This is a genomic window from Ensifer sp. Root423 (assembly GCF_001426275.1).
In the GTDB taxonomy this organism is placed as follows: Bacteria; Pseudomonadota; Alphaproteobacteria; order Rhizobiales; family Rhizobiaceae; genus Ensifer; species Ensifer adhaerens.
In genome coordinates, this window is record NZ_LMEG01000045.1 from 175935 (window position 1) to 199953 (window position 24019).

Sequence of the window (24019 nt, forward strand, 5' to 3'; positions counted from 1 at the left end):
GAACAGCGCCGGGCGCGGTGACGTCGCTTCGCGACTGTGTCCCTCGTGCACTTGACCCGGCCCGCGCTAAAACGCAAACCGGTGCCACACCAGACAGAGGCAGAGATAAACGAATGAACGAAGCGTCGCGAAAGCTATCCCCTATCGGCAAGGATCAGGCGGACCAGCACTACCGCGAGGCCCCGAACAACCTCGAGGCCGAGCAGGCGCTGCTTGGCGCGATCCTCGTCAACAACGACGCGTACTACCGCGTGTCGGACTTCCTGAAGCCGGTGCATCTGCACGAGCCGCTGCACCGCAAGATCTACGAAGTCGCCGGCGACATCATCCGCATGGGCAAGATGGCGAACCCGGTCACCATCAAGACCTTCCTCAAGGCCGACGAGAAGGTCGGCGACGTGACCGTCGCGACCTATCTTGCGCGCCTTGCCGGCGCTGCCGTCTCGATCATCAACGCCGAAGACTATGGCCGGGCGATCTATGACCTGGCGCTGCGCCGTTCGCTGATCACCATCGGCGAGGACATGGTCAACATCGCCTATGACGCGCCGCTCGACATGCCTCCGCAGGGCCAGATCGAAGACGCCGAGCGCCGTCTGTTCGAACTTGCCGAGACCGGTCGATACGACGGCGGTTTCCAGTCGTTTAACGACGCCGTGGCGCTCGCCATCGACATGGCCGGCCAGGCCTTCGAGCGCGACGGCAGCCTTTCGGGCATTTCAACCGGCATCCTGTCGCTTGATGGCCGGATGGGCGGCCTGCAGCGTTCCGACTTGATCGTGCTTGCCGGACGCCCCGGCATGGGCAAGACCTCGCTTGCCACCAACATCGCCTACAACATTGCTGCGGCCTACGAGCCGGAAGTCCAGGCTGACGGCTCGTTCAAGGCCAAGAACGGCGGCGTCGTCGGCTTCTACTCGCTCGAAATGTCGTCCGAACAGCTCGCCACCCGTATCATCTCCGAGCAGACCGAAGTCTCCTCCTCGAAGATCCGCCGCGGTGACATCTCCGAGGCCGACTTCGAAAAGCTCGTCGCCTGCTCGCAGATGATGCAGAAGGTGCCGCTCTATATCGACCAGACCGGTGGTATCTCGATCGCCCAGCTTTCCGCCCGCGCGCGGCGCCTGAAGCGCCAGCGCGGCCTCGACTGCCTCGTGGTGGACTACATCCAGCTCATGACCGGCTCGGGCAAATCCAGCGACAACCGCGTGCAGGAAATCACCCAGATCACCACCGGCCTCAAGGCGCTCGGCAAGGAACTGAACGTTCCGATCATCGCGCTCTCGCAGCTCTCCCGTGGCGTCGAAAGCCGCGAAGACAAGCGGCCGCAGCTGTCCGACCTTCGTGAATCGGGCTCGATCGAGCAGGACGCCGACGTCGTGCTCTTCGTGTTCCGTGAGGAATACTACGTGAAGAACCTGGAGCCGCGCGACGAGTTCGACCCGAAGTACGAAGAATGGAAGATGAAGATGGAGCAGGTGAAGGGCACGGCCGACGTGATCATCGCCAAGCAGCGTCACGGACCGACCGGTACCGTGAAACTCGCCTTCCAGTCGGAATTCACGCGCTTCACCGATCTCGCCGATCCATCCTTCACCCAGTACGAAGAACACTAGGGTTCCGTGGGGGCGGCCGGAGCGGGCTGGGAAAAATGTTTGCGGTTTCCCAGCCCGCTCTCAATCTCAAATGGCACGTGCCTTTTGGCTGAAGCGCGCCGCGCCAGCACAAACCTCTCAGAACACGAGGCGCAGCAGCGCTACCGAGACGACACCGACGGCGACCGATACCAGGAGCGGCAGCCGCATGGCGGCCACGGCCGTCGCGGCAGCGGCGATCGTTTCCGCCGGGCCGGTCACGAAGGCCGTCGGCGCGATAACCGCCATCAGCACGGCCGGCGGTATCGCCTCCAGTGCGCGCTTCTGGCTTTCCCCGATCGTCACATACCGGATCAGCACGAGACCGCCGATGCGGGTCGCGATCGTCGCAACCGCCATGGCGACGATGGCAAGCAGTGTATTTGGATCGACGGTCATGCATGGGCCTCCTTGCGTGCACCGGAGAGAAGCGCGACCACGACCCCGGCCGCAGCCCCGGCAGCGATGTACCAGACACCTGGCAGCAACTGATGCGTGAGCACGGCAGCACAAGCGCTAGCCGCCAGAACGGCACCCGTCTCCCGTCCTTTCCAGAACCCCATGACCAGCACGATGAAGACGGCGGGGAACGCAAAGTCGAGGCCGGTAACCTTCGGATCGCCCAGGAAGGCCCCAAGCAACGCGCCCGCAAGACTCGTCAGCACCCAAAGGCAGTAGAAAGGCACCGCAAGGCCCGCATACCAGGCAGGCGTCAGCTTGCCGTTGCTCGCCCGCATCTCGGCCATGGCCCAGATCTCGTCGGCCAGAAGCAGCATCGAGGCATAGCGCGCCGGGCCGGAGAAACTATCGAGCTTGCCGCCGATCGAAGCGCTCATCAGCACATGGCGGATGTTGACGAGCAGCGCCGAAAAGCCAAGCGCCGCCCAGGACGCCGGATGCGTCCAGATATCCATCGCGACGAACTGGGACCCGCCGGCAAAGACCAGCGCGCTCATCAGCGTCACCTCGGCCGGCGCAAGTCCCTTGCTCGCCGCCACCGCACCGAACACGAGGCCGACCGGCATGACCGCGACGATCAGCGGCGTCATGGCGACCGCCGCGGCCCGAAATTCCTGGAACGCACTTCTTTCCTGCAACGTCCACGTCTCCATTCGCGCGATGCGCCGCCCTTCCACACAGGCGCGCGATCGCAATTGCCCGAGTGTTCTAGGACTCGGGCTGCGGATCGTCTTGAACGAAAGTGATCAGCCGGCGCGGAAGGCCCCAGGGGTGACGCCGGTGCGCGCCTTGAAATGACGGCTGAAATGCGCCTGGTCGGCAAAACCGCATTGATAGGCTGCGTCCACCGCCGACCAGCCGTGCCGCAGCAACGTCTTTGCCGCCCGCACGCGCTTGTCGGTCAGGAACGCATGCGGGGTGATGTGGAACTCCTTGCGGAACGCGCGGATGAGGTGGGCGCGGCTGAGGCCGGCGACCTTCGCCAGTTCCTCGAGCCCGATGTCCTCGGCATAGTTTTCCGCCAGGAAGTCGCGCGCCCGGTGCACGGCCGATTGCTCGCGCGTTTCGATCGGCGTGATGATCGTGCTGCCGTGGCGCTCGAACATCGCGGCAAGCACCGCGAACATTTTTTCCTCCGCCTCGAGCGTCGCCCCCGACACTTCGAGCGTGCGGTGGGCCTGATGGAAGGAAAGAGCCAGGTCCGGCGCCTGCAAAACACGCTTGGAGAAGGATGGCGTGCCCTTGAAAGCGCGTCCGGTGACATCCTCGATGATGCTCACCAGCAGTTCGGCGCTCGGATAGACCATGCGATAGCGATAGCCGCTGCCGCCCGGATGACCGTCGTGAATTTCGTCGGGATTGATCAGATAAAAGTATCCGGGGCCGGCCTCCGAACGCTCGCCCTTGATCTTGCTGATCTGCGAGCCGGCCTCGATGGCGCCGATGCTGAAGGTTTCGTGCGCGTGCGGCGCAAATTCATGGGTGATGAAGGTCGCCGTCAGACATTCCATGCCCATGAAGCGGGAATCCCGCCAGAAGCGCGTGCGCTCGGCGCCCTCTATCGGCATGACATCGATGGCTTCTTCCTGCGAAATTGTCTGCATGGCAAAACCATAGTGCGCCTGCGCGGCTGCGTCTTGCACAAAAGTGCTCGTTTGCCTGGTCCATCCGCGAGGGCGCCGCGACAGGGGAATATTTGCGACGCTCTGCGCTTGGCTGTATTGATCCTGGATCATCCACGCAGAGTGCCCGGCATGCTTCCTCCAGACTTCCTTTCCGCTTCCAACCGGCTCACGATCGATCTTGGCGCGCTTGTCGACAACTGGCGGGCCATGAACAAGCGCTCCGGCAAGGCGCGTGCCGCAGCCGTGCTCAAGGCGGATGCCTATGGCATCGGCATCGCGCAGGCGGCCCCTGCCCTCTATGCGGCCGGCGCCCGCGATTTCTTTGTCGCCAATGCCGAGGAAGGCGCAGCACTCCGTCCGCTTGCACCGGACGGCCGGATCTACATTCTCGCCGGGATGTGGCCGGGCAACGAGGCGCTGTTCTTCGACAACGATCTGGTGCCGGTCATCAACTCGGACGAGCAGCTGGCCGTGTTCATGGCCGCCCTTTCCGAGCGTGGCGACCACCCTTGCGTGCTGCATGTGGATACCGGCATGAACCGGCTCGGCCTTACGGTCGAGCAGGCCGTTGCGCTTGCGACAGACCCGGCGCGGCCGGCAAGCTTTTCGCCGGTGCTGATCATGAGCCATCTCGTCAGCGCCGACGATCCGGACCATCGGCTGAATGGCCTTCAACTCCGTCGCTTCCATGAGGTGTCGACTGCCTATGAAGGGGTCGATGCGAGCCTTGCCAACTCCGGCGGCGTCTTCCTCGGGCCCGACTATCATTTCGACCTGACCCGGCCGGGCATCGCCGTCTATGGCGGCGAGGCGGTGAACGACATCCCCAACCCGATGAAGCCGGTGGTGACCGCCGAAGCACGGATCATCCAGGTGCGCGACGTGGCCGCCGGCGGCACCGCGAGCTATGGCGCCTCTGCCCGCTTCGACCGCGACAGTCGCATCGCCACGGTGGCTGTGGGATATGCCGATGGCTATCACCGTTCCGTGTCCGGCGGCGGCGTCACGCTCAGGCAGGCAACGCCATCAGGGGCCTTCGGTTTCCTGCACGGCCAGAAGGTCCCGCATGTCGGGCGCGTCACCATGGACCTCAGTCTCTTCGACGTCACGGACCTTCCTGAAAGCGCGGTACGACCGGGTGATTACATCGAGCTCTTCGGCCGGCACATCGCCATCGACGATGTCGCGCGCGCCGGAGGGACGATCGGCTACGAGATGCTGACCAGTCTCGGCCGCCGCTATATCAGGCACTATATCGACAGCGTCTGACGCGCTCCTTCAGCTCATTTTTCGGTTATTCTTGCAGAAATTCACCTTTTGTTCCGCACTTTGCGGCATTATGTGACGATACAGATGATTCTTTGCCGCCGACGTCCCCTCGCGACGTCGGCGGTCTCACATTCCGAAAGTCGATGCCGATGGCGAAAGCGCGTACCCAATTCATCTGCCAGAACTGCGGCACGATCCACACTCGCTGGGTGGGAAAATGCGAAGGCTGCGGCGAGTGGAACACGATCATCGAGGACGACCCGACGGCGGGCATCGGCGGCGGTCCGTCGCGCGCGCCGAAGAAGGGACGCCCGGTGGCGCTCACCACCCTCTCGGGCGAGATCGAAGACGCGCCACGCATCCAGACAGGCATCTCGGAACTCGACCGGGTGACCGGAGGCGGCTTCGTGCGCGGATCGGCGCTGCTCGTCGGCGGCGATCCCGGTATCGGCAAGTCGACGGTGCTGATGCAGGCAGCGGCAGCGCTCTCGCGCCGCAAGCATCGCGTCATCTATGTCTCGGGCGAAGAGGCTGTGGCGCAGGTGCGTCTTCGCGCCCAGCGGCTGGGGGCTGCCGACAGCGATGTGCTGCTCGCTGCTGAGACCAACGTCGAGGACATTCTGGCGACGCTGTCGGAAGGCAAGCGCCCGGATCTCGTGATCATCGATTCGATCCAGACGCTCTGGAGCGACATCGTCGATTCCGCGCCGGGCACAGTGACCCAGGTTCGCACCGGCGTGCAGGCGATGATCCGCTTTGCCAAGCAGACGGGAACCGCCGTCGTGCTCGTCGGCCATGTGACCAAGGAGGGCCAGATCGCCGGTCCGCGCGTCGTCGAGCATATGGTCGACGCCGTGCTCTATTTCGAAGGCGACCGCGGCCATCACTATCGTATCCTGCGCACCGTCAAGAACCGCTTCGGCCCGACCGACGAGATCGGCGTGTTCGAAATGTCGGACAAGGGCCTGCGCGAGGTCGCCAACCCGTCGGAACTGTTTCTCGGCGAACGCAACGAGAAATCGCCGGGCGCCGCCGTCTTTGCCGGCATGGAAGGCACCCGCCCGGTTCTCGTCGAAGTGCAGGCGCTGGTCGCCCCGACCTCGCTCGGCACGCCGAGACGCGCCATCGTCGGCTGGGATTCCGCACGGCTCTCGATGATCCTTGCCGTGCTGGAAGCCCATTGCGGCGTGCGGCTCGGCCAGCACGACGTCTATCTCAACATCGCCGGTGGCTACCGCATTTCCGAGCCGGCGGCCGATCTAGCTGTGGCTTCCGCACTGGTTTCATCGCTTGCCGGGCTTGCCCTTCCGGCGGATTGCGTCTATTTCGGCGAAGTCAGCTTGTCGGGTGCCATCCGGCCGGTTGCGCATACCGCACAACGCCTTAAGGAAGCCGAGAAGCTCGGGTTCTCCCAGGCGGTCCTGCCGTCCGCTTCGACCGAACTGCCGAAAAACGGCAATGGCCGCTGGAGCGAGATGGAAAGCCTGCCCGATCTGGTGGCGCGCATCGCGGGGTCGCGAAACGCGCTGAGACCGGTGGAGGACGAAGACTGAAAGATGCGGATGCCGCAGGCCGCCCTTTAAGGGCCGCAAACAGGCTGCAAATGCCCTGAACTCAGGGCCGATGGCGGATAGGCTTGAGGAGACCCGGACGAACCGGGTCCGGAGTAAGGACAAAATGCCCATTACAATTCTCGACGGTATCGTTCTCGGCGTCGCCCTGTTTTCCGCAATCCTGGCCATGGTTCGAGGCTTCTCGCGCGAGGTGCTTTCGGTCGCGAGCTGGGTGGGTGCGGCGGCTGCCGCCTACTTCCTCTACCCGCATCTCCTGCCCTATGCGAAGCAGTATACCAACAGCGACACGGTCGCGATGATCGGATCGGCGGCGGTGATCTTCCTGATCGCGCTGATCATCATCTCCTTCATCACCATGCGGATCGCCGATTTCATCATCGACAGCCGCATCGGCGCGCTCGACCGCACGCTCGGCTTCCTGTTCGGCGCTGCCCGCGGCATCCTTTTGGTCGTCGTCGCCATGCTGTTCTTCAACTGGCTCGTCGCTCCGCAGCAGCAGCCGACCTGGGTCACCCAGGCCAAGTCGAAGCCGCTGCTCGACAATCTCGGCAACAAGCTGATCGCGCTTTTGCCCGAAGAAGCTGACGCCACCATTCTCGATCGCCTGCGCGGCAAGGACACGACCGGCGAAGGCGAAGGCGAAGCGCCGGCAACGACGCCCGGCCAGGCACCTGCGACGACGCCGGACCAGGCGCCCGCCGACGACGCCCCGGCCACCAACGGCTGAGACAGGAACGATTTGCCGACAAAGCCCGCCCCGCGGGCTTTGTCCTTTTGGGGAATAACGCTTGCAGCCGTTTTCAGCTAAGATTGCTTGAAGACGGCGGGCCTGATCACGATATGCGCACCGGTACGGAGCAAAGGCGACTGTGATGACCGATAGATCCATCGAAATCCACGATGAACTCGAAGGCGACGAGCTGCACGAAGAGTGCGGCGTCTTCGGCATACTGGGGCACTCCGACGCCGCGGCGCTGACGGCGCTGGGCCTGCATGCGCTCCAGCATCGCGGCCAGGAAGCAGCCGGCATCGTCACCTTCGACGGCAAGCAGTTCTGCACTGAGAAGCGCATGGGCCTCGTCGGCGACCACTACACGGATCCGGCGACGCTGGCGAAACTGCCGGGCTTCATGTCGATCGGCCACACCCGCTACTCGACGACGGGCGAAGTGGCGCTGCGCAACGTGCAGCCGCTCTTTGCCGAACTCGAAGTCGGCGGCATTGCGGTCGCCCATAACGGCAATTTCACCAACGGCCTCACGCTTCGCCGGCAGCTGATCGCCGACGGCGCCATCTGTCAGTCGACGTCCGACACCGAAGTCGTGCTGCACCTGATCGCCCGTTCCAAGCAGGCGTCCTCTTCCGACCGCTTCATCGATGCCATCCGCCAGATGGAAGGCGGCTATTCGATGCTGGCGATGACGCGCACGAAGCTGATCGCCGCACGTGATCCGATCGGCATCCGTCCGCTCGTGATGGGCGAACTCGACGGCAAGCCGATCTTCTGCTCCGAGACCTGCGCACTCGACATCATCGGCGCGACCTATGTCCGCGACGTCGAGAACGGCGAAGTCATCATCTGCGAGATCCAGCCCGACGGTTCGATCACCATCGACGCGCGCAAGCCGGAGGTTTCGCAGCCCGAGCGTCTTTGCCTGTTCGAATATGTCTACTTCGCCCGGCCGGACTCGGTCGTCGGCGGCCGCAGCATCTATGTGTCGCGCAAGAACATGGGCATCAACCTCGCCAAGGAAGCGCCGGTCGAGGCCGACGTCGTGGTTCCGGTGCCGGACGGCGGCACGCCGGCCGCCCTCGGCTATGCCCAGCAGAGTGGCATCCCCTTCGAATACGGTATCATCCGCAACCATTATGTCGGCCGCACCTTCATCGAGCCGACGCAGCAGATCCGCGCCTTCGGCGTCAAGCTCAAGCATTCCGCCAATCGCGCGATGATCGAGGGCAAACGCATCATCCTCGTCGACGATTCGATCGTGCGCGGCACGACGTCGGTAAAGATCGTTCAGATGATGCGCGAGGCCGGTGCGCGCGAGGTGCATGTGCGCGTCGCGAGCCCGATGATCTTCCATCCGGACTTCTACGGCATCGACACGCCGGACCGCGACAAGCTGCTCGCCAACCAGCATGCGGACCTCGCCTCTATGTGCCGCTACATCGGCGCGGACTCGCTCGAGTTCCTGTCGATCGACGGTCTTTATGAGGCGGTCGGCGGCGAAAAGCGCGATCCGAAGTCGCCGCAGTTCACCGACCACTATTTCACCGGGGACTATCCGACCCGCCTTCTCGACCAGGAAGGCGCCAGCAATGTCCGCAAACTCTCGGTTCTCGCCAGCAACGGATAATCAGACAGAAAAATGACGATCGATCTCAAAGGCCGGGTGGCCGTGGTCACCGGCGCATCGCGCGGTATCGGCTATTTCACCGCTCTCGAACTGGCCAAGGCCGGTGCCCATGTGGTTGCCTGCGCCCGCACCGTCGGCGGTCTCGAAGAACTCGACGACGCGATCAAGGCTGCGGGCGGCTCGGCGACGCTGGTGCCCTTCGACCTTGCCGACATGCCGGCGATCGACAAGCTCGGTGGCGCGATCAACGAACGCTGGGGTAAGCTCGACATCCTCGTTGCCAATGCCGGCGTGCTTGGCACGATCTCGCCGATCGGGCATGTCGAGGCGAAGGTGTTCGACAAGGTGATGAACATCAACGTCAACGCCACCTGGCGGCTGATCCGTTCGCTCGAGCCGCTGCTGATCAAGTCGGATGCCGGCCGTGCGCTGATCCTGTCGTCGAGCGCTGCACACAAGTGCAAGCCCTTCTGGGGGCCCTACTCCGCTTCGAAGGCTGCCGTCGAGGCTCTGGCCCGTACCTGGGCCGGCGAGACGCAGCGCCTGCCGCTGCGCATCCTCTCGGTCGACCCCGGCGCCACCCGTACGGCGATGCGCGCTCAGGCGATGCCGGGCGAGGATCCGGAAACCGTGCCGCATCCTTCGGAAGTCGCAGCCAAGCTGCTGCCGCTGGTTGGCCCCAACCAGACCGAGACCGGCAAGCTCTACATCGTGCGCGAAGACAAGATTGTCGACTACCGGCTGCCGGAATAAGCTTCGTCACACCGCTCAAATGAGAAAGGCCACCGTGTCGTCACGGTGGCCTTTTCATTTTGGGCATTGCCGGTCGGAAAGCCATTCACGCCTCTCGCGGACTTGCGTTAGTCCTTGTCGCCCGGCAGGCCGTCGCCGCCGGTCGAAGGATGGGCAGGCCAATCGCCGCCATATTTGCGCTGCCAGGATCGCGCGCCGAAGGGCAGCGTGATCAGGTAGCCAAGCGCCGTCACCGCCATCGTTTCCCATGTGTAGGTCATCAGCGTCGCGACGTAAAAGACGACGCCGAGGATGGCCGGCAGAACGAGGTCGCGGCGCACGCGGCTGTTTTCCGACTTGCCGGACCAGACCGGCAGACGGCTGACGAGCAGGAAGGCGATCAGCACCGTGTAGGCGGATGCGATGAGCGCGAAGGTGCGTTCTGGCGCCAGGCCCAGGAGGCCGAGATAGACCGGCAACAGCACCAGCATGGCGCCCGCGGGCGCCGGCACGCCGACGAAATATTCCGACTGCCAGGACGCCTTGACCTGGCGCTCCGCCATCACGTTGAAGCGGGCGAGCCTCAGGCCCATCGCGATCGCGTAGATCAGTGCCGCGATCCAGCCGATCGAACGCGCCTGGTCGAGGATGAAGACATAGAGCACGAGGGCCGGCGCGACACCGAAGTTGATGATATCGGCGAGCGAATCCATCTGGCCGCCAAAGTTCGACGTCGCCTTCAGGGCGCGCGCGACACGGCCGTCGATGCCGTCGAGAAAGGCGGCGAGCAACACCATGGCAACGGCAAGCTCGATGCGGTTTTCAAAGGCGAGCCGGATACCCGAGAGGCCGGCGCAGATCGCGAGCACGGTGATCAGATTGGGGATCATCAACCGTAGCGGGATTTCGCGCAGCCGTGGGCCGCGTGCGGTATCGCTCGAGCCGCTGGCGTCCTCGGACGCCTGCCGCGTGTCGATCGGTTTTTCCTGTTCAGAGCCTTCCATAGACACTCCTTATGCGCGGCGGCTGATGACCGGGCCCTTGGCCGAGCCAAACTCGGCGAGCACGGTTTCGCCCGCAACGGCAGTCTGCCCGACGCTGACGCGCGGCTCGGAGCCGGCCGGCAGGAACACGTCGAGACGCGAGCCGAAGCGGATCAGGCCGAAGCGTTCACCGGCCTCCAGCGAGCCGTTCTCGTACTTCCAGCACAGGATGCGGCGGGCAACGAGACCGGCGATCTGAACGACGCCGATGGCGCCGTGTTTTGTATCGATCACCAGACCGTTGCGCTCGTTCTCCTGGCTCGCCTTGTCGAGCTCGGCATTGACGAACTTGCCGGCGCGATAGGCGACGCGGGTGATGGTGCCGGCCATCGGCGCGCGGTTCACGTGGCAGTTGAACACATTCATGAAAACGGAGATGCGCAGCATCGGTTCCGAACCAAGGTTCAGTTCTTCCGGTGGCAGGACCGTCGCGATCGACGAGACGCGGCCGTCGGCCGGGCTGATCACCAGATCGTCGTCGAGCGGCGTCATGCGCTCGGGGTCGCGGAAGAAGTAAGCGCACCACGCGGTCAGCACGAAGCCGATCCACATCAACGGCTCCCACAGGAAGCCAAGCACCAGCGACACGACGAAGAAGATCGCAACAAAGCGGTAGCCTTCCTTGTGCACCGGGACAAGCGTGTTGCGGATCGTATTGACCAGGCTCATGAACTCTACTCCAGATTTTCCGTGGAACGTGATCGTTTTCTATAAGTTAGCGCGGGATGCGGACGGAAAACCGCAAACGCTTTTCCTGCCCCCCGCTCTAGCGCGAAATGTCCCGGCGGGCAACGTTGCCCGCCCGGTAGCGACAAAACGCGTCGCGCTCAGCAAAGAAAAAGACGCCATCAAACCGCCGGCTCGCCGCGGGTGACGATGCCGAGATCGTCGCTCTCGCGCACGCGCTTCAGTTGCTCTTCGGCCTGCGTCGCTTCGCGCTGGCGGCTCCACATCGAGGCATAGAGGCCGTCGCGATCGATCAGCTCGCCATGGGTGCCGCGCTCGGCGATGACGCCGTCCTTCAGCACGATGATCTCGTCGGCGTTGATGACGGTCGAGAGCCGGTGCGCGATGACAAGCGTCGTGCGGTTGCGCGAAACGACGTCGAGTGCCGACTGAATCTCCTGCTCCGTGCGCGTATCTAGTGCCGAGGTCGCCTCGTCGAGGATCAGGATCGGCGGCGCCTTGAGAATGGTGCGGGCGATCGCAACGCGCTGCTTCTCGCCGCCCGAAAGCTTCAGGCCCCGTTCGCCGACCATGGCCTGGAAGCCCTCCGGCAGCGTGCGGATGAACTCGGCGATCTGCGCGGCTTCGGCCGCCGCCTCGACTTCGGCTTCGCTCGCCGAAACGCGGCCATAGCGGATGTTGTAGGCGATGGTGTCGTTGAAGAGCACCGTGTCCTGCGGCACCATGCCTATCACCGAGCGCAGGCTCTTCTGCGTCACTGTGCGCACGTCCTGGCCATCGATGGTGATCGCCCCTTCCTGCACGTCGTAGAAGCGATAGAGCAGCCGCGAGAGCGTAGACTTGCCGGCACCGGAGGGGCCAACGACGGCGACCGTCTTGCCGGCGGGCACTTCGAAAGTGATGCCCTTCAGGATCGGACGCGCCGCGTCATAGGCGAAATGCACATCCTTGAAGGCGATGGCGCCCTTGCCGATGACAAGTTCGCTCGCATTCGGGCGATCCACCACTTCGGCGCGCACGTCGAGCAGGTCGAACATATGCTCGATGTCGGTGAGCCCCTGACGGATTTCGCGGTAGACGAAGCCGATGAAGTTGAGCGGGATCGCAAGCTGGATCAGCATGGCGTTGATGAAGACGAAGTCACCCAACGTCTGCTCGCCACGCTGCACGGCAAGCGCCGACATGATCATCATCACGGCCGTACCGGCGCCGAAGATCAACGCCTGGCCGAAGTTGAGCCAGCCGAGCGACGTCCAGACCTGGGTCGCCGCCGCCTCGTAGCGTTCCATCGACTTGTCGAAGCGACGGGCTTCCATCTCCTCGTTGCCGAAATACTTGACCGTCTCGAAGTTCAGCAGCGAGTCGATCGCCTTGGTGTTGGCGTCGGTGTCGCTGTCGTTCATCGAACGGCGGATGGCGATGCGCCAGTCGCTCGCGCGCACGGTGAACCAGATGTAGAGCCAGACGGTGACGGCGGTGACGAGGAGATAGCTGAAGCCGTAGCCCCACCAGAAGATCACTGCCGTCAGCAGGAATTCGATCAGGGTCGGAACGCTGTTGAGGATGGTGAATCGGACGATCGTTTCGATGCCCTTGGTGCCGCGCTCGATGACGCGAGAAAGCCCACCGGTGCGCCGCTCCAGATGGAAGCGCAGCGACAGCTGGTGCATGTGCACAAAGGTCTTGTAGGCCAGTTGCCGGACCGCGTGCTGACCGACGCTTGCAAACAGCGCATCGCGCAGCTGGTTCAAGCCGGCCTGCAAAAGACGCGCGAGGTTGTAGGCAAGCACCAGCATGACCGCGCCGGTCATGAACACGGGCAGAAAGCCCAGGACATCCGGCTTGCCGTTCAGCGCATCGGTTGCCCATTTGAAGGAATAGGGAACGAGGATCAGGACGACCTTGGCGATGATCAGAATGACCGTCGCCCAGATCACCCGAAGCTTGAGATCGGCCCTGTCCGATGGCCACATGTAGGGCCAGAGATTGGCGATCGTATGCAAGGGATTGCTGGTATCGGCCGAAACGGTTTTCTTCTGGGGTGCCACGTTCTGATCCGCTCTTACGTTTGCGCGCTTGGAGGCAGATTGTTGCGCATCCAAGCTCTGCGCCGAGCCTTCCCTGTAAACGAAGACCTGCGGCGCCGTCATCACCGTTCAATGAAAAGCGGCGCCCTGTCGAAGGCGCCGCCCTTGGTCTGGAGATAAGCATCCGTCGCAGCCGCCGCAATGTCGGCGGCCGCCGATCGGCTGCTTATTGCTCTTGTTTCATGTGCTTCTTGTGAATTTCCCGCGATTCGTCGTCCGGCAGCGCCTTGTCCGGCACGCCGAAGACCTGACCCGGGCGAATGCGGTCCGGATCCTCGATCTGGTCCTGGTTGGCGAGATAGATCGTGGTGTAGCGCAGGCCGGCGCCGTAGACGCGACGCGAGATCTGCCACAGCGTATCGCCGCGGCGGATGATCACCGAACTCTTGCTCTCCTTGAGCGGAGCCTGCTCGAGCGTCTGGGGCTGGTCGGGCGAGGCTGCAACGGCCGCGGTTTCGGTCGCCGACTGCGCCGGTGCAGCGTCGTTTACAACTGCGCTTCCAGCACCCATTGCCTTTGCCAGTTCGCCCGGAGCCGGGGCATTGTCCTTCGGCTGGGCCTTCTCGGGCGACGCCGGCGTGGCGCTGCCCTGCTCGGCAAGGACCGCACCAACCGTTTCATCAACCTTGGCAAGTGCCGTCGCCACGCTCGATGCGTCCTGAGGTGCAGCCTTCAGCGCCGCGAGCGCACTTGCGGAGGCCTTTGCGGCCCGCGTCGCGGAAGCGACGAGCGTCTGGTCGGAACTGTCGGCGAGGCGGAAATCGGCAAGCGACTTCAACGCGATCTCGGTCGCCGAACGGGCGGCGGCCAGTTGCTCGCCGTTCGGCACCTTGCCATTGGCATAGAGACCCTTCAGCAGCGCGAGCGCCTTTCCAGCTTCCGCACGCAGGCCATCGAGACCCGCGGTTGCGGACGGCGTGCCCGAAGGTGCCACGGCCGCGACCTGCGATCCGGCGGGCCGGTCGAAGGGAACCGAAGCGCGCATCACGACCTTGGTGCCATCCTCGTTCAGCATGTCGGCCCGAATGATGTGGCTGCCCACCGTCAACTCGATCTGGCCGTCGACGACGAAGTGGCCCTTGTCGTCGGCTTTCATTTCGCCGACGAGCCTGTCGTCGGCATAGACGCGAACCAAGGCGCCTGCCTTGGCGCTGCCGGCAACGAACATCTTGCTGCCTTCGATCTCGACGGCGCTCACCTGCAGGCCCGGCACGCCAGAAAGCTTGGCCGGCGCAGTAGCGGTATCGACCGCCTGCGGCGTTGCGGAAGCAACCTCGGCCGGCTTGGCGTCCACAGCCGCTGTCCCCTCCACCGTATCCGGCGTCGTGATCAGCCGGCTCGCCATGCCGGGCTTCGAGACCATGGCAAGCAGTTGACCGGACGGATCCTTGGGAACAGAAACGGTCGCGACCTCCTCGGAGCTCTTCACCGCACCGTTTTCGCCGGTGCTGCGCAGCGTGAGCTGATGGTCACCCGCCGGAAGCGGATCGTCGAAGACCGCGGCAAAGTCGCCGGTCGCGCCGACATCAGCGGTGCCGACCACCGTATCGCCGCTCAGGATCTCAAGCTTCGAATTCGGCTGGGCATGGCCGGCGATCACCGTCGAGCCATCGGGCTCCACGCGCAACACATCGAAACCGGGAATGGCGGGATCGGTTGCAGGCGCATTGGCGGCAGTCGCCGCGTCGGCCTTCGACTGTTCCTGCTGCGGCGCAGCATCCGTCTTTGCTGTCTCGGCAGAGGCGCCAGCCGCCTGCGGGCCACTGGTCGCAGGCGTCGCCTCGGTCGACTGTGTCGCGGTGCCTGCCGCCTGCTCCGCCGTTGGCTTCTGGCCGTCGTCGCGCAAGTTCGGTTGAATTACGAATACCATCAACGCTGTTGCTGCCACGAGGACAGAAATGGCCACCCAGCCGGCCTTATTTTTGATCATGCCACTCTCCACACGGAGCGGAGCAACGCTCCGCGCATGCCCTCTCATCGGCCTGCGGTGCGGGCTTGCGCCGTCATTATAGCGCAACAGCAAGCAACTCGTCCGATTTCTTCAATCAATCACTGAAATTGCTAGCGATTCGCGATTCGGCATACAAGCAGCCGAAGGCACGGCAACCCACAGAAAGCCGGGTTTCCCCTCATTTTTCTTGACCCATGCTGCGCTGCAATGTTTTTTGGGGGGCATGAGCACCGAGAACAGCACGATTCGATCCATCTGCGTCTATTGCGGGTCACAGCCGGGACGCGACAATGCCTACATGGAGGCCGGCCGCGCGCTCGGCCGCTCCATCGCCGATCACGGGCTTCGCCTGGTCTATGGCGGCGGCACACGCGGCATCATGGGAGCGGTCGCCAGCGGCGTGCTTTCCAACGGCGGCGAAGTCACCGGGATCATCCCTGAATTCCTGATGGACAAGGAAGCGACCCGCCATTCGCTCGGCCAACTGAACGAACTGATCGTCACGGCCGACATGCACGAGCGCAAGCACACGATGTTCGAACGCGCCGACGCCTTCGTGGCTCTGCCGGGCGGCATCGGCACGCTTGAAGAGATCGTCGAGATCATGACCTGGGCGCAGCTCGGCCGTCACCGCAAGCCGATGGTCTTCGGCAACATCAACAATTTCTGGAGGCCGATGATGGACCTCCTGCAGCACATGCGCGAAGAGGGCTTCGTCCACACGGCGCATCTGGTGCAGCCGCTCGTCGTCAACGATGCCGCCGACATCGTGCCGACCATCCTGGCGGCCGCCAACGGCGGCAACGGCCGCGACGGCGAAGCCGAGATCATCTCCAAGCTTTGAGAAACCTGTTCAGCCAACAAAAAAGGCGCGCCCCCGGCGCGCCTTTTTTGTTTCTATCGCAACCGACCTTATTCGGCCGGGCTTGCCTGCAGGGCGCGGCGCGCCCTGCTTTCAGCCAGCATCGCGCCGGTATAGATCACCAGCGCCGCCCAGATCAGGCCGAAGGCGATGAGCTTTGCCGTACCGAAGGGCTCATGGAAGACGAAGACGGCGATCACGAAAATCATCGTCGGCGCGATGTACTGCATGATGCCGATGGTCGAGAGGCGCAGGAGCTTGGCGCCATTGGCATAGATCATCAGCGGCACGGCCGTGACGATGCCGCAGGACAACAGCCACAGGACGTCGGCCATGCCGGTGTCACCGAAATGGCCCTGCCCCGTCGTCTCCAGCCAGATGATGTAGCCGATGGCCGGAACGCTCAGCAGCAGGACTTCCAGGAAGAAGCCCTGGTTGGGGCCAACCGGCAGGGTCTTGCGGAAGAAGGCGTAGAAACCCCAGGACAGGCAGAGGCCGATCGACACCCACGGCAGACCGCCGGCATCAAAGGCGAGCACGGCGACGGCGGAAGCAGCGAGCGCGATTGCGACCATCTGCGCCGGGTTCGGCCTCTCCTTCAAAAGCACGGCGCCGAGGAAGATCGAGAAGAGCGGATTGATGTAGTAGCCGAGCGCGGTTTCGATGGCGCGGCCCGCCCCGATTGCCCAGACATAGATGCCCCAGTTGATGGTGATGAGCACGGCAGTCAGTGCGGCCATGCACAGCATGCGCGGCGAGCGCAGTGCCGTCTTGATATCGTCGGTGCGCCCGAGCCAGAGCAGCACGAGACCTGCGAGCGGCACCGACCACACGATCCGGTGCGCCACCACTTCCGGCGCCGGGATATGGGCGACAGCCTTCATGAAGAACGGCAGGAAGCCCCAAAGCAGATAGGCGGTCAGCGCGAAGGCAAAGCCTTGTGCGGAATCGGTATTTTCGGCGGGTGCTTTCGGCTCGGCCATATCATCTTTTCCTGGTGTTTTGCCGGAGAGCCCTGGCGGCAACGGCCGCTCACCGGTCAGAAGGGAGGGCACAGCCAGTCGGCCGGCACGATCTCCCATTGGTGCGTCCTACCCCAATGGCCGGTGATGCACCAATTCATTTCCGTGAAGGGAGAATGAGTTTTGCTCACCCTCCCCCGGCCAGTTCATCAGCGTTACCGGGCCGATCGCCGAAATTACTCGGCGGCGATCAGCCCGACGTGGTCGCGGTTCTTGAGCAGCTTGAAGACGATGCTGTCCATCAGCGCCTGGAAAGACGCATCGATGATGTTGTCGGAGACCCCCACGGTCCACCAGCGTGCGCCCGTGCCATCGGTCGATTCGATCAGAACGCGGGTGATCGCCTCGGTCCCGCCATTGAGGATACGGACCTTGTAGTCCGCGAGCTCCAGGTCTTCGATTTCCGACTGGTACTTGCCGAGATCCTTGCGCAGCGCCAGGTCGAGCGCGTTGACCGGGCCGTGGCCTTCGGCGACCGACATCATCGTCTCGCCGTCGACGACCACCTTCACCACCGCTTCCGACACCGTCTTCAGATGGCCGTTGGCGTCGAAGCGGCGCTCGACCATCACCCGGAAGCTTTCCACGTGGAAGAAATCCGGCACCGTGCCGAGAATGCGGCTGGCGAGCAGCGCGAAGCTCGCATCCGCCCCTTCATAGGCATAGCCGGTCGCTTCGCGTTCCTTGACGATGGCGATCAGCTTGTCGAGCTTCGGGTCGTCCTTGCTGACGACGATGCCGCGGCGCTTCAGCGCGTTGATGAAATTGGCCTTGCCGCCCTGGTCGGACACCATGACCTTGCGCAGGTTGCCGATGCTTTCCGGCGCCACGTGCTCATAGGTGCGCGGATCCTTGAGCAATGCCGAAGCGTGGATGCCGGCCTTGGTTGCAAAGGCCGACGCGCCCACGTAAGGCGCCTGCTGGTCTGGCGAGCGGTTCAACAGCTCGTCGAAGGAATGGGCGAGCTTCGTCAGCTCCAGCAAGCGGTCGGCATCGATCGCCGTTTCGAAGCGGCTGGAATAGGCCTCTTTCAAAGCAAGCGTCGGGATCAGCGTGACGAGATTGGCGTTTCCGCAGCGTTCGCCAATGCCGTTCAGCGTGCCCTGGATCTGGCGTACGCCGGCCTCGACCGCCGCAAGCGAATTGGCGACCGCCTGGCCGGTATCGTTATGGGCGTGGATGCCGAGATTGGCGCCGGGCACGCCGGCAGCGATCACGGCCGCAACGATCTCGCGCACCTCCGGAGGCTGCGTGCCGCCATTGGTGTCGCAGAGGACCACCCAGCGCGCGCCGGCGTCAAAGGCCGTCTTCGCGCAGGCGAGCGCATAGGCGGGGTTGGCCTTGTAGCCATCGAAGAAATGCTCGCAATCGACCATCGCCTCGCGACCGGAGGCGACCACCGCCTCGACCGAGGCCCGGATGTTGTCGAGGTTTTCCTCGTTGGTGCAGCCGAGCGCCACTTCGACGTGATAGTCCCAGCTCTTGGCGACAAGACAGATGGCGTCGCTCTTGGCCGCGAGCAGCGCCGCGAGGCCCGGATCGTTCGACGTGGAAACCCCGGCGCGCTTGGTCATGCCGAAGGCGACGAAGGTGGCCTTCTGGGTACGCTTGCGCCCGAAGAATTCCGTGTCGGTCGGGTTCGCGCCGGGATAGCCGCCTTCGATATAGTCCATGCCGAACTGATCGAGCAGGCCGGCAATCGCAATCTTGTCCTCGACGGAAAAGTCGATGCCGGGCGTCTGTTGCCCGTCTCTCAGCGTCGTGTCGAAGAGGTAGATGCGTTCCCTGGTCATGGCTCTCGTCCAAATATGCTCGGTTTACTTTTGCTCGGTCTTGCCTGCGAACTGGTCCGTGGCGCGGATCAGCCGGTCGAGGATGCCCGGCTCGGAATAGGCATGGCCTGCTCCCTCGACCAGATGCAGCTCTGATCCCGGCCAGGCCTTGTGCAGCTGCCAGGCGTACTTCGCCGGGCACGGCATGTCGTACCGCCCGTGGATGATGACGCCGGGAATGCCGTGCAGCCGGTGGGCGTCGCGCAGCAATTGGCCCTCTTCCATCCAGCCGGCATTGACGAAGAAGTGGTTCTCGATCCGCGCGAAGGCGTCAGCATAATCGTCGTCGGCGAAGGGCTCGCTGGTTGCGAGCTCCGGCAACAGCGTGATCGTCTCACCTTCCCAGATGCTCCAGGCCTTGGCGGCCGCAAGGCGTGTCGCCTTGTCCTCGCTCATCAGGCGGCGATGATAGGCGTGCATCATCTCGTGGCGCTCGTTCTCGGGAATGGGCGCGATGAAACGCTCCCACTTGTCCGGGAACATCTCCGAGACGCCGAACTGGTAGTACCAGTCGAGCTCGGCCTTGGTCAGCGTGTAGATGCCACGCAGCACCAGTTCGGAAACCCGTTCCGGGTGCTTCTCGGCATAGGCAAGCCCCAGCGTCGATCCCCAGGAACCGCCGAAGACCAGCCACTTGTCGGCGCCGGCCATCTCGCGCAGCCGCTCGATATCGGCGACGAGATGCCAGGTGGTGTTGGCTTCGATCCTGGCATTCGGCGTCGACTTACCGCAGCCGCGCTGGTCGAACAGCGTTACGTCGTAGAGCGTCGGATCGAACAGGCGGCGGTGGTTCGGCGAGATCGTGCCGCCTGGCCCGCCATGCAGGAAGACGGCAGGCTTAGCGCCCGGCGTGCCGGCCTTTTCCCAATAGATGGTGTGACCGTCGCCGACCTCGAGGTGGCCCGACGCATAGGGTTCGATTTCCGGATAAAGCGTACGCAGAACAGTCGTCATTTTCAGTCTTTCGTGAGCGGCCAGTGCACGGTGTCGTAGTCGGGATGCTGGCGGTTGGTTTCGAGAACGATCAGATGGCGGGTCGCCGAGACCTCGCTACCGTCATCCGTCTCCCTTGGTGGCAAGCCCGCGAGCCGTGAGAACCATATGACGCGGGATTCGACGCCGGACTGGTAAACGGGCTGTACGTCATCGGGGTCGTCGAGCGAGCCGAGCGCGATGTTGATGAAGTTCTCGTCGGGCATATCGTAGAACAGCGGCGTGCCGCAATCGCTGCAAAAACCGCGGCGCACCAGATGCGACGAGCGGAACCAGGACGGCTGGCCCCGGGTAATATCGAACGTGTCTCGGGACGCATTGGCGAGTGGCATGAAATAGTTCCCGGTCGCCTTCTGGCACATGCGGCAATGACAGATATGCGGGTCCGCAAGCACGCCCTCGGCGCGGTAGCGCACGGCGCCGCATTGGCATCCGCCCGTATAGATGCGCGCGATGGTCACCGGAATGCTCCCGAGGGATGCCATTGATCGGTCTCGTGGTCGGGATGCTGGAACGAGATGATGCTTTCCTGCCTGGCGTAAAAATCCTGATCCTCAAGCACCGGCTGCTCGAAGATCGTATCGACCCAGGGCAGCCGCGAGGCGTGATTGACCTGGATTTTCGGCGCCAGATCGGTGCGATCGTCAAAGGTGCCGATGGCGATCTCAAGGCCACCCGGATGCCGATAGGTCATCGGCGTTCCGCATTTCGGGCAAAAGCCACGGTCGATGTTGACCGAGGACTGGAAATAGCTCGGTTCGTCCCGCACCCATTCGACGCCATCCTTCGGCGCCGTCACCAGCGCCGAGAAGAACGAGCCGAACTGTTTCTGGCACATGCGGCAATGACAGATCGACGCGCGTCCGAGTTCACCCTTGATCCGGAAGCGGACCGCGCCGCATTGGCATCCACCTGTTCGAACGTTTTCGGTCATCGCTTCTCCTCCGGGGGCCAGGTCTCGGTGTCGTGGTCGGGATGCTGATAGGAAACGAGATTGGTCAGGAACTCGATTGCGTCCGGATCTTCCAGCGTATGAACGCCAGGCAGATCGGCAACGTGATCGACATAGGGCAGCTTACCCTCGACTCCCCATTGGATGGTCGGCACGATGCCTTGCGGCTCGTCGAAGGCAGCGATCGCCAGCGCCATGCCATCCGGTGCCTCGTAGGTCAGCGGCGTGCCGCAATCGGCGCAGAAGCCGCGTCGCGCGGCGTTTGACGACTGGAAGCGCTTGGGCTCTCCGCGGGTCCAGGTCACATGCGCGCCGCGAACCGAAACCAAGGGCATGTAGAAATTGCCGCTCGCCTTCTGGCACATGCGGCAATGACAGACGGATGCGTCACCGAGCTTGCCCTCGACGCGGAAACGGACCGCGCCGCATTGGCAGCCGCCGGCATAATGGGGCCTGTTGTCGAGACTCATCGCAACTCCTCCTTAGCCCGGCGCGTGGCAGACGGCTTCGATATTGTTGCCGTCGGGATCGAATACGAAGGCCCCGTAATAGTCCGGGTGGTAGTGCGGTCTCAGCCCCGGCTTGCCGTTGTCACGTCCGCCGGCGGCAATCGCCGCTTCATAGAAGGCATCGACCTCGGCGCGGCTGCGCGCCGAAAAGGCGTAGTGGCGGCCCGGGCCTGCCTCGGCCGTTTCATGCAGCCAGAAAACCGGCCGCTCGCGGCCATAACCGCCAACCTTCACGCCGCCGGTGTGCTCCAACGGCACCATCATCAGCAAGGAGGCGCCAAGCGGAGCAAAGGCCTTGTCATAGAACGACTGCGCCCGGTCGAAATCCGCGACGGGAATGCCCGTATGGTCGATCATCGCACGAACTCCTCTTTCATGCATGCGCTTCGCTTTTCGCTGCCCTTTCAGATGCCCTGTCCGATCGCTCTGATCGGACAGGGCTCTGGGGGCGGCCCACCGTCACCGTTTGATATCCCAGGTCGTCACCCGCTCGCCGGTTGCCGGATCCTTGCCGTCCTTCAGCTGAACACCGCGCGCCAGCAGATCATCGCGGATCTTGTCGGCTTCCGCGAAGTTCTTCGCCTTCAGCAGTTCCAGACGGGCCCGCACGCGGCTGTCGATGTCGCGGACCAGCCCCTCGTCGAGTTCGACCGCCTGCGGCACCACGCCGATCAGCGCAGCACTTGCGGCGAAGGTGCCGAGCAGTTTCGAATCGGTCGCCGCCTTCTGGGCAAGCGCATGGACCGCCTGGACGGCTGCGACCGTGTTGAGGTCGTCGGCAAGTGCGGCGACCACGGCCGGGTCGGCCTCACCCGTGGCGTCACCCGGCACCGGCCACTTGGAGAGCAGATGCTCTGCCTCTTCCAGCCGCTTCACCGAAAAATCGATCGGCTCGCGATAGTGCGTCATCAGCATCGCGAGCCTCAGCACGTCGCCCGGCCACTGGCGGCCGGCGAACTTTTCCGTGTGCAGCAGTTCGTAGATGGTGACGAAGTTGCCTTCGGACTTCGACATCTTGCGGCCTTCGACCTGCAGGAAGCCGTTGTGCATCCAGACATTCGCCATCACCTCGGTGCCATGGGCGCAACGGGATTGGGCAATCTCGTTTTCGTGGTGCGGGAAGATGAGATCCAGCCCGCCGCCGTGGATGTCGAAGACCTCGCCGAGATAGCGGCTGCTCATGGCCGAGCACTCGATGTGCCAGCCGGGACGGCCCCTGCCCCACGGGCTTTCCCAGCCCGGTTCGTTGTCGCCGGAGAGCTTCCACAGCACGAAATCGCCGGGGCTTTTCTTATGCGCCTCGACGGCGACGCGGGCGCCGGCCTGCTGTTCGTCGAGGTTGCGCTTCGAGAGCTGACCGTAATCGGCCATCGACTTGGTATCGAACAGCACCTCGCCGCCCGCCTGGTAGGCGTGGCCCTTGGCGATGAGCTTTTCGATGATGTCGATCATCTGGGCGATGTTGTCGGTCGCCCGCGGCTGGACATCAGGATCGAGGCAGCCGAGCGCCCTGGCATCGTCGAGAAACTGCGTTTCGGTCTTCTCCGTCACCCGGCGGATCGCGTCGTTGAGCGGCAGGGTCGGATAGTCCCGCAGCGCCCGCGCGTTGATCTTGTCGTCGACGTCGGTGATGTTGCGCGCATAGGTGACGTGATCCGCGCCATAGACATGGCGCAGCAGCCGGAACAGGACATCGAAGACGATGACCGGCCGGGCATTGCCGATATGGGCATAGTCATAGACCGTCGGGCCGCAGACATACATGCGAACGTTGTCGGGATCGATCGGCTTGAACTCGATCTTCTCCCGCGTCAGCGTGTTGTACAGCTTCAGTGTCGGCGTTCCGCCCATTGCCATTCTCCAAGATGCATACGACCGTAAAATACCGCGCCCGGGAGGCCCGCGCGTTTGTCATCTTGGATTTTAGGAGACGAAAACGGCCAGGCCAGCGGAGCGCTAGCGAATAATGTTCCGGCAGATAATGCAGATAACCGTTTTCATGGCCTCACTTATCGCGCGTCACCCGATTTCGGTCAAGAGGTCAGCCGCGTGCAAGCACAGCCGACTATCGAAAGGATTCCGCGGTCATGGATTTGTCATGATTAGGCTTATCTGAGATCGCCATGCGGAAAACAGATTCGCGGTGTAGTTGGTAGCACACCACGAAATCCTGTCTCCGGAGAGCGAGGAGGAGCGTCGCTTTCGTGAAGACGTGCGAAAGCGGCAGTGTATCCGGTTCGGGAAAGCATCAAGGAGTGAGTGCAAGTGAAAGCCGCAAAGACCAAAGACATCACCAAATCCGCCAACCTCGTCGAACAGTATCGCCCGCTCGGCCTGAAGGCCGTACTTGCCGCAGCGTTGCAGGTGAAGGCGAAGCCGGCTGGCAAGCTGACCAAGCGGCCAGCCTGACGGTTCCGACGCTCTTTTC

23 protein-coding genes are annotated in these 24019 nt (G+C 63.5%); 8 read left to right on the plus strand and 15 right to left on the minus strand.

The window, feature by feature from the left end; translation table 11 throughout:
- The first annotated feature begins 113 nt into the window (after nucleotides 1-113).
- Nucleotides 114-1616 carry a replicative DNA helicase gene (locus tag ASD01_RS29485; RefSeq protein WP_043611355.1) on the plus strand — a complete coding sequence of 501 codons (1503 nt, stop codon included), beginning with the start codon at nucleotides 114-116 and terminating at the stop codon, nucleotides 1614-1616.
- 117 nt (nucleotides 1617-1733) lie between these two features.
- On the opposite strand, the gene ASD01_RS29490 is transcribed toward ASD01_RS29485, so the two are convergent.
- From ASD01_RS29490 to ASD01_RS29500, 3 genes are all read right to left on the minus strand, one after another.
- The gene (locus ASD01_RS29490; protein ID WP_034803985.1) at nucleotides 1734-2033 is read right to left on the minus strand and encodes an AzlD family protein; all 300 of its coding nucleotides are present in this window, start codon (nucleotides 2031-2033) and stop codon (nucleotides 1734-1736) included.
- Nucleotides 2030-2683, minus strand: a complete 654-nt coding sequence (locus ASD01_RS29495) for an AzlC family ABC transporter permease (RefSeq protein WP_051659671.1) — start codon at nucleotides 2681-2683, stop codon at nucleotides 2030-2032. The genes ASD01_RS29490 and ASD01_RS29495 overlap by 4 nt, the downstream gene beginning before the upstream one ends.
- Before the next feature lie 156 nt (nucleotides 2684-2839).
- A complete protein-coding gene (locus ASD01_RS29500; RefSeq protein ID WP_034804294.1) occupies nucleotides 2840-3697 on the minus strand; it encodes an AraC family transcriptional regulator in 858 nt (285 codons plus the stop codon).
- 150 nt (nucleotides 3698-3847) lie between these two features.
- Between ASD01_RS29500 and alr the strand changes: the two genes are divergently transcribed.
- The 5 genes from alr to ASD01_RS29525 all read left to right on the plus strand — a co-directional run bounded on the left by alr (nucleotide 3848) and on the right by ASD01_RS29525 (nucleotide 9674).
- Entirely contained in the window at nucleotides 3848-4987 is a 1140-nt protein-coding gene (gene alr / locus ASD01_RS29505; RefSeq protein WP_034803986.1) for an alanine racemase, read from the plus strand.
- A gap of 149 nt (nucleotides 4988-5136) precedes the next feature.
- Nucleotides 5137-6540, plus strand: a complete 1404-nt coding sequence (radA, locus tag ASD01_RS29510; RefSeq protein ID WP_034804296.1) for a DNA repair protein RadA — start codon at nucleotides 5137-5139, stop codon at nucleotides 6538-6540.
- A 124-nt stretch (nucleotides 6541-6664) separates the two neighbouring features.
- Nucleotides 6665-7288, plus strand: a complete 624-nt coding sequence (locus ASD01_RS29515) for a CvpA family protein (protein ID WP_034803987.1) — start codon at nucleotides 6665-6667, stop codon at nucleotides 7286-7288.
- Nucleotides 7289-7433: 145 nt separating this feature from the next.
- A complete protein-coding gene (purF, locus tag ASD01_RS29520; RefSeq protein WP_034803990.1) occupies nucleotides 7434-8921 on the plus strand; it encodes an amidophosphoribosyltransferase in 1488 nt (495 codons plus the stop codon).
- A gap of 12 nt (nucleotides 8922-8933) precedes the next feature.
- Nucleotides 8934-9674 (plus strand): SDR family NAD(P)-dependent oxidoreductase, encoded by a 741-nt coding sequence (locus ASD01_RS29525; protein WP_034803992.1) that lies wholly within the window; start codon nucleotides 8934-8936, stop codon nucleotides 9672-9674.
- Between the two features lie 107 nt (nucleotides 9675-9781).
- On the opposite strand, the gene pssA is transcribed toward ASD01_RS29525, so the two are convergent.
- The 4 genes from pssA to ASD01_RS29545 form a co-directional block, all read right to left on the minus strand.
- A complete protein-coding gene (pssA, locus tag ASD01_RS29530) occupies nucleotides 9782-10657 on the minus strand; it encodes a CDP-diacylglycerol--serine O-phosphatidyltransferase (protein ID WP_051659665.1) in 876 nt (291 codons plus the stop codon).
- Nucleotides 10658-10666: 9 nt separating this feature from the next.
- A complete protein-coding gene (locus ASD01_RS29535) occupies nucleotides 10667-11365 on the minus strand; it encodes a phosphatidylserine decarboxylase (RefSeq protein ID WP_034803995.1) in 699 nt (232 codons plus the stop codon).
- Between the two features lie 179 nt (nucleotides 11366-11544).
- Nucleotides 11545-13431 carry an ABCB family ABC transporter ATP-binding protein/permease gene (locus ASD01_RS29540; RefSeq protein WP_034804301.1) on the minus strand — a complete coding sequence of 629 codons (1887 nt, stop codon included), beginning with the start codon at nucleotides 13429-13431 and terminating at the stop codon, nucleotides 11545-11547.
- Nucleotides 13432-13636: 205 nt separating this feature from the next.
- Nucleotides 13637-15400, minus strand: coding sequence for a LysM peptidoglycan-binding domain-containing protein (locus ASD01_RS29545; protein WP_034804004.1), 1764 nt, complete (start codon nucleotides 15398-15400; stop codon nucleotides 13637-13639).
- 244 nt (nucleotides 15401-15644) lie between these two features.
- On the opposite strand from ASD01_RS29545, the gene ASD01_RS29550 reads away from it, so the two are divergent.
- Nucleotides 15645-16265 (plus strand): LOG family protein, encoded by a 621-nt coding sequence (locus ASD01_RS29550; protein WP_034804006.1) that lies wholly within the window; start codon nucleotides 15645-15647, stop codon nucleotides 16263-16265.
- Between the two features lie 68 nt (nucleotides 16266-16333).
- On the opposite strand, the gene rarD is transcribed toward ASD01_RS29550, so the two are convergent.
- The 8 genes from rarD to cysS all read right to left on the minus strand — a co-directional run bounded on the left by rarD (nucleotide 16334) and on the right by cysS (nucleotide 23442).
- Complete coding sequence (gene rarD, locus ASD01_RS29555) at nucleotides 16334-17266, minus strand: EamA family transporter RarD (RefSeq protein ID WP_034804008.1); 933 nt, start codon at nucleotides 17264-17266, stop codon at nucleotides 16334-16336.
- A gap of 215 nt (nucleotides 17267-17481) precedes the next feature.
- Complete coding sequence (gene cimA / locus ASD01_RS29560) at nucleotides 17482-19098, minus strand: citramalate synthase (RefSeq protein WP_060644837.1); 1617 nt, start codon at nucleotides 19096-19098, stop codon at nucleotides 17482-17484.
- 24 nt (nucleotides 19099-19122) lie between these two features.
- A complete protein-coding gene (gene pip / locus ASD01_RS29565; RefSeq protein ID WP_034804012.1) occupies nucleotides 19123-20091 on the minus strand; it encodes a prolyl aminopeptidase in 969 nt (322 codons plus the stop codon).
- A gap of 2 nt (nucleotides 20092-20093) precedes the next feature.
- Nucleotides 20094-20615, minus strand: coding sequence for a GFA family protein (locus ASD01_RS29570; protein ID WP_034804013.1), 522 nt, complete (start codon nucleotides 20613-20615; stop codon nucleotides 20094-20096).
- Nucleotides 20588-21064, minus strand: a complete 477-nt coding sequence (locus ASD01_RS29575) for a GFA family protein (RefSeq protein ID WP_034804014.1) — start codon at nucleotides 21062-21064, stop codon at nucleotides 20588-20590. Before ASD01_RS29575 ends, ASD01_RS29570 begins: the two co-directional genes overlap by 28 nt.
- On the minus strand, nucleotides 21061-21552 hold the full coding sequence (locus ASD01_RS29580; RefSeq protein ID WP_034804016.1) for a GFA family protein: 492 nt from the start codon (nucleotides 21550-21552) through the stop codon (nucleotides 21061-21063). Before ASD01_RS29580 ends, ASD01_RS29575 begins: the two co-directional genes overlap by 4 nt.
- 12 nt (nucleotides 21553-21564) lie before the next feature.
- Nucleotides 21565-21948, minus strand: coding sequence for a VOC family protein (locus ASD01_RS29585; RefSeq protein WP_034804024.1), 384 nt, complete (start codon nucleotides 21946-21948; stop codon nucleotides 21565-21567).
- 102 nt (nucleotides 21949-22050) lie between these two features.
- On the minus strand, nucleotides 22051-23442 hold the full coding sequence (gene cysS / locus ASD01_RS29590; protein ID WP_034804027.1) for a cysteine--tRNA ligase: 1392 nt from the start codon (nucleotides 23440-23442) through the stop codon (nucleotides 22051-22053).
- A gap of 414 nt (nucleotides 23443-23856) precedes the next feature.
- Here cysS and ASD01_RS36290 point away from each other — a divergent pair, with 414 nt between their 5' ends.
- Nucleotides 23857-24000 carry a hypothetical protein gene (locus tag ASD01_RS36290; protein WP_164475065.1) on the plus strand — a complete coding sequence of 48 codons (144 nt, stop codon included), beginning with the start codon at nucleotides 23857-23859 and terminating at the stop codon, nucleotides 23998-24000.
- Nucleotides 24001-24019: the final 19 nt, after the last annotated feature.

What these genes read in the sequence shown, in the direction of transcription:
- ASD01_RS29485 (WP_043611355.1), top strand. Translation starts at nt 114, where the DNA reads ATGAACGAAGCGTCGCGAAAGCTATCCCCTATCGGCAAGGATCAGGCG.
- pip (WP_034804012.1), bottom strand. Translation starts at nt 20,091, where the DNA reads ATGACGACTGTTCTGCGTACGCTTTATCCGGAAATCGAACCCTATGCG.
- ASD01_RS29515 (WP_034803987.1), top strand. Translation starts at nt 6,665, where the DNA reads ATGCCCATTACAATTCTCGACGGTATCGTTCTCGGCGTCGCCCTGTTT.
- cimA (WP_060644837.1), bottom strand. Translation starts at nt 19,098, where the DNA reads ATGACCAGGGAACGCATCTACCTCTTCGACACGACGCTGAGAGACGGG.
- purF (WP_034803990.1), top strand. Translation starts at nt 7,434, where the DNA reads ATGACCGATAGATCCATCGAAATCCACGATGAACTCGAAGGCGACGAG.
- ASD01_RS29495 (WP_051659671.1), bottom strand. Translation starts at nt 2,683, where the DNA reads ATGACGCCGCTGATCGTCGCGGTCATGCCGGTCGGCCTCGTGTTCGGT.
- ASD01_RS29580 (WP_034804016.1), bottom strand. Translation starts at nt 21,552, where the DNA reads ATGAGTCTCGACAACAGGCCCCATTATGCCGGCGGCTGCCAATGCGGC.
- ASD01_RS29575 (WP_034804014.1), bottom strand. Translation starts at nt 21,064, where the DNA reads ATGACCGAAAACGTTCGAACAGGTGGATGCCAATGCGGCGCGGTCCGC.
- ASD01_RS29550 (WP_034804006.1), top strand. Translation starts at nt 15,645, where the DNA reads ATGAGCACCGAGAACAGCACGATTCGATCCATCTGCGTCTATTGCGGG.
- ASD01_RS29500 (WP_034804294.1), bottom strand. Translation starts at nt 3,697, where the DNA reads ATGCAGACAATTTCGCAGGAAGAAGCCATCGATGTCATGCCGATAGAG.
- rarD (WP_034804008.1), bottom strand. Translation starts at nt 17,266, where the DNA reads ATGGCCGAGCCGAAAGCACCCGCCGAAAATACCGATTCCGCACAAGGC.
- ASD01_RS29490 (WP_034803985.1), bottom strand. Translation starts at nt 2,033, where the DNA reads ATGACCGTCGATCCAAATACACTGCTTGCCATCGTCGCCATGGCGGTT.
- ASD01_RS29570 (WP_034804013.1), bottom strand. Translation starts at nt 20,615, where the DNA reads ATGGCATCCCTCGGGAGCATTCCGGTGACCATCGCGCGCATCTATACG.
- ASD01_RS29525 (WP_034803992.1), top strand. Translation starts at nt 8,934, where the DNA reads ATGACGATCGATCTCAAAGGCCGGGTGGCCGTGGTCACCGGCGCATCG.
- alr (WP_034803986.1), top strand. Translation starts at nt 3,848, where the DNA reads ATGCTTCCTCCAGACTTCCTTTCCGCTTCCAACCGGCTCACGATCGAT.
- ASD01_RS29585 (WP_034804024.1), bottom strand. Translation starts at nt 21,948, where the DNA reads ATGATCGACCATACGGGCATTCCCGTCGCGGATTTCGACCGGGCGCAG.
- cysS (WP_034804027.1), bottom strand. Translation starts at nt 23,442, where the DNA reads ATGGGCGGAACGCCGACACTGAAGCTGTACAACACGCTGACGCGGGAG.
- pssA (WP_051659665.1), bottom strand. Translation starts at nt 10,657, where the DNA reads ATGGAAGGCTCTGAACAGGAAAAACCGATCGACACGCGGCAGGCGTCC.
- ASD01_RS29545 (WP_034804004.1), bottom strand. Translation starts at nt 15,400, where the DNA reads ATGATCAAAAATAAGGCCGGCTGGGTGGCCATTTCTGTCCTCGTGGCA.
- radA (WP_034804296.1), top strand. Translation starts at nt 5,137, where the DNA reads ATGGCGAAAGCGCGTACCCAATTCATCTGCCAGAACTGCGGCACGATC.
- ASD01_RS29535 (WP_034803995.1), bottom strand. Translation starts at nt 11,365, where the DNA reads ATGAGCCTGGTCAATACGATCCGCAACACGCTTGTCCCGGTGCACAAG.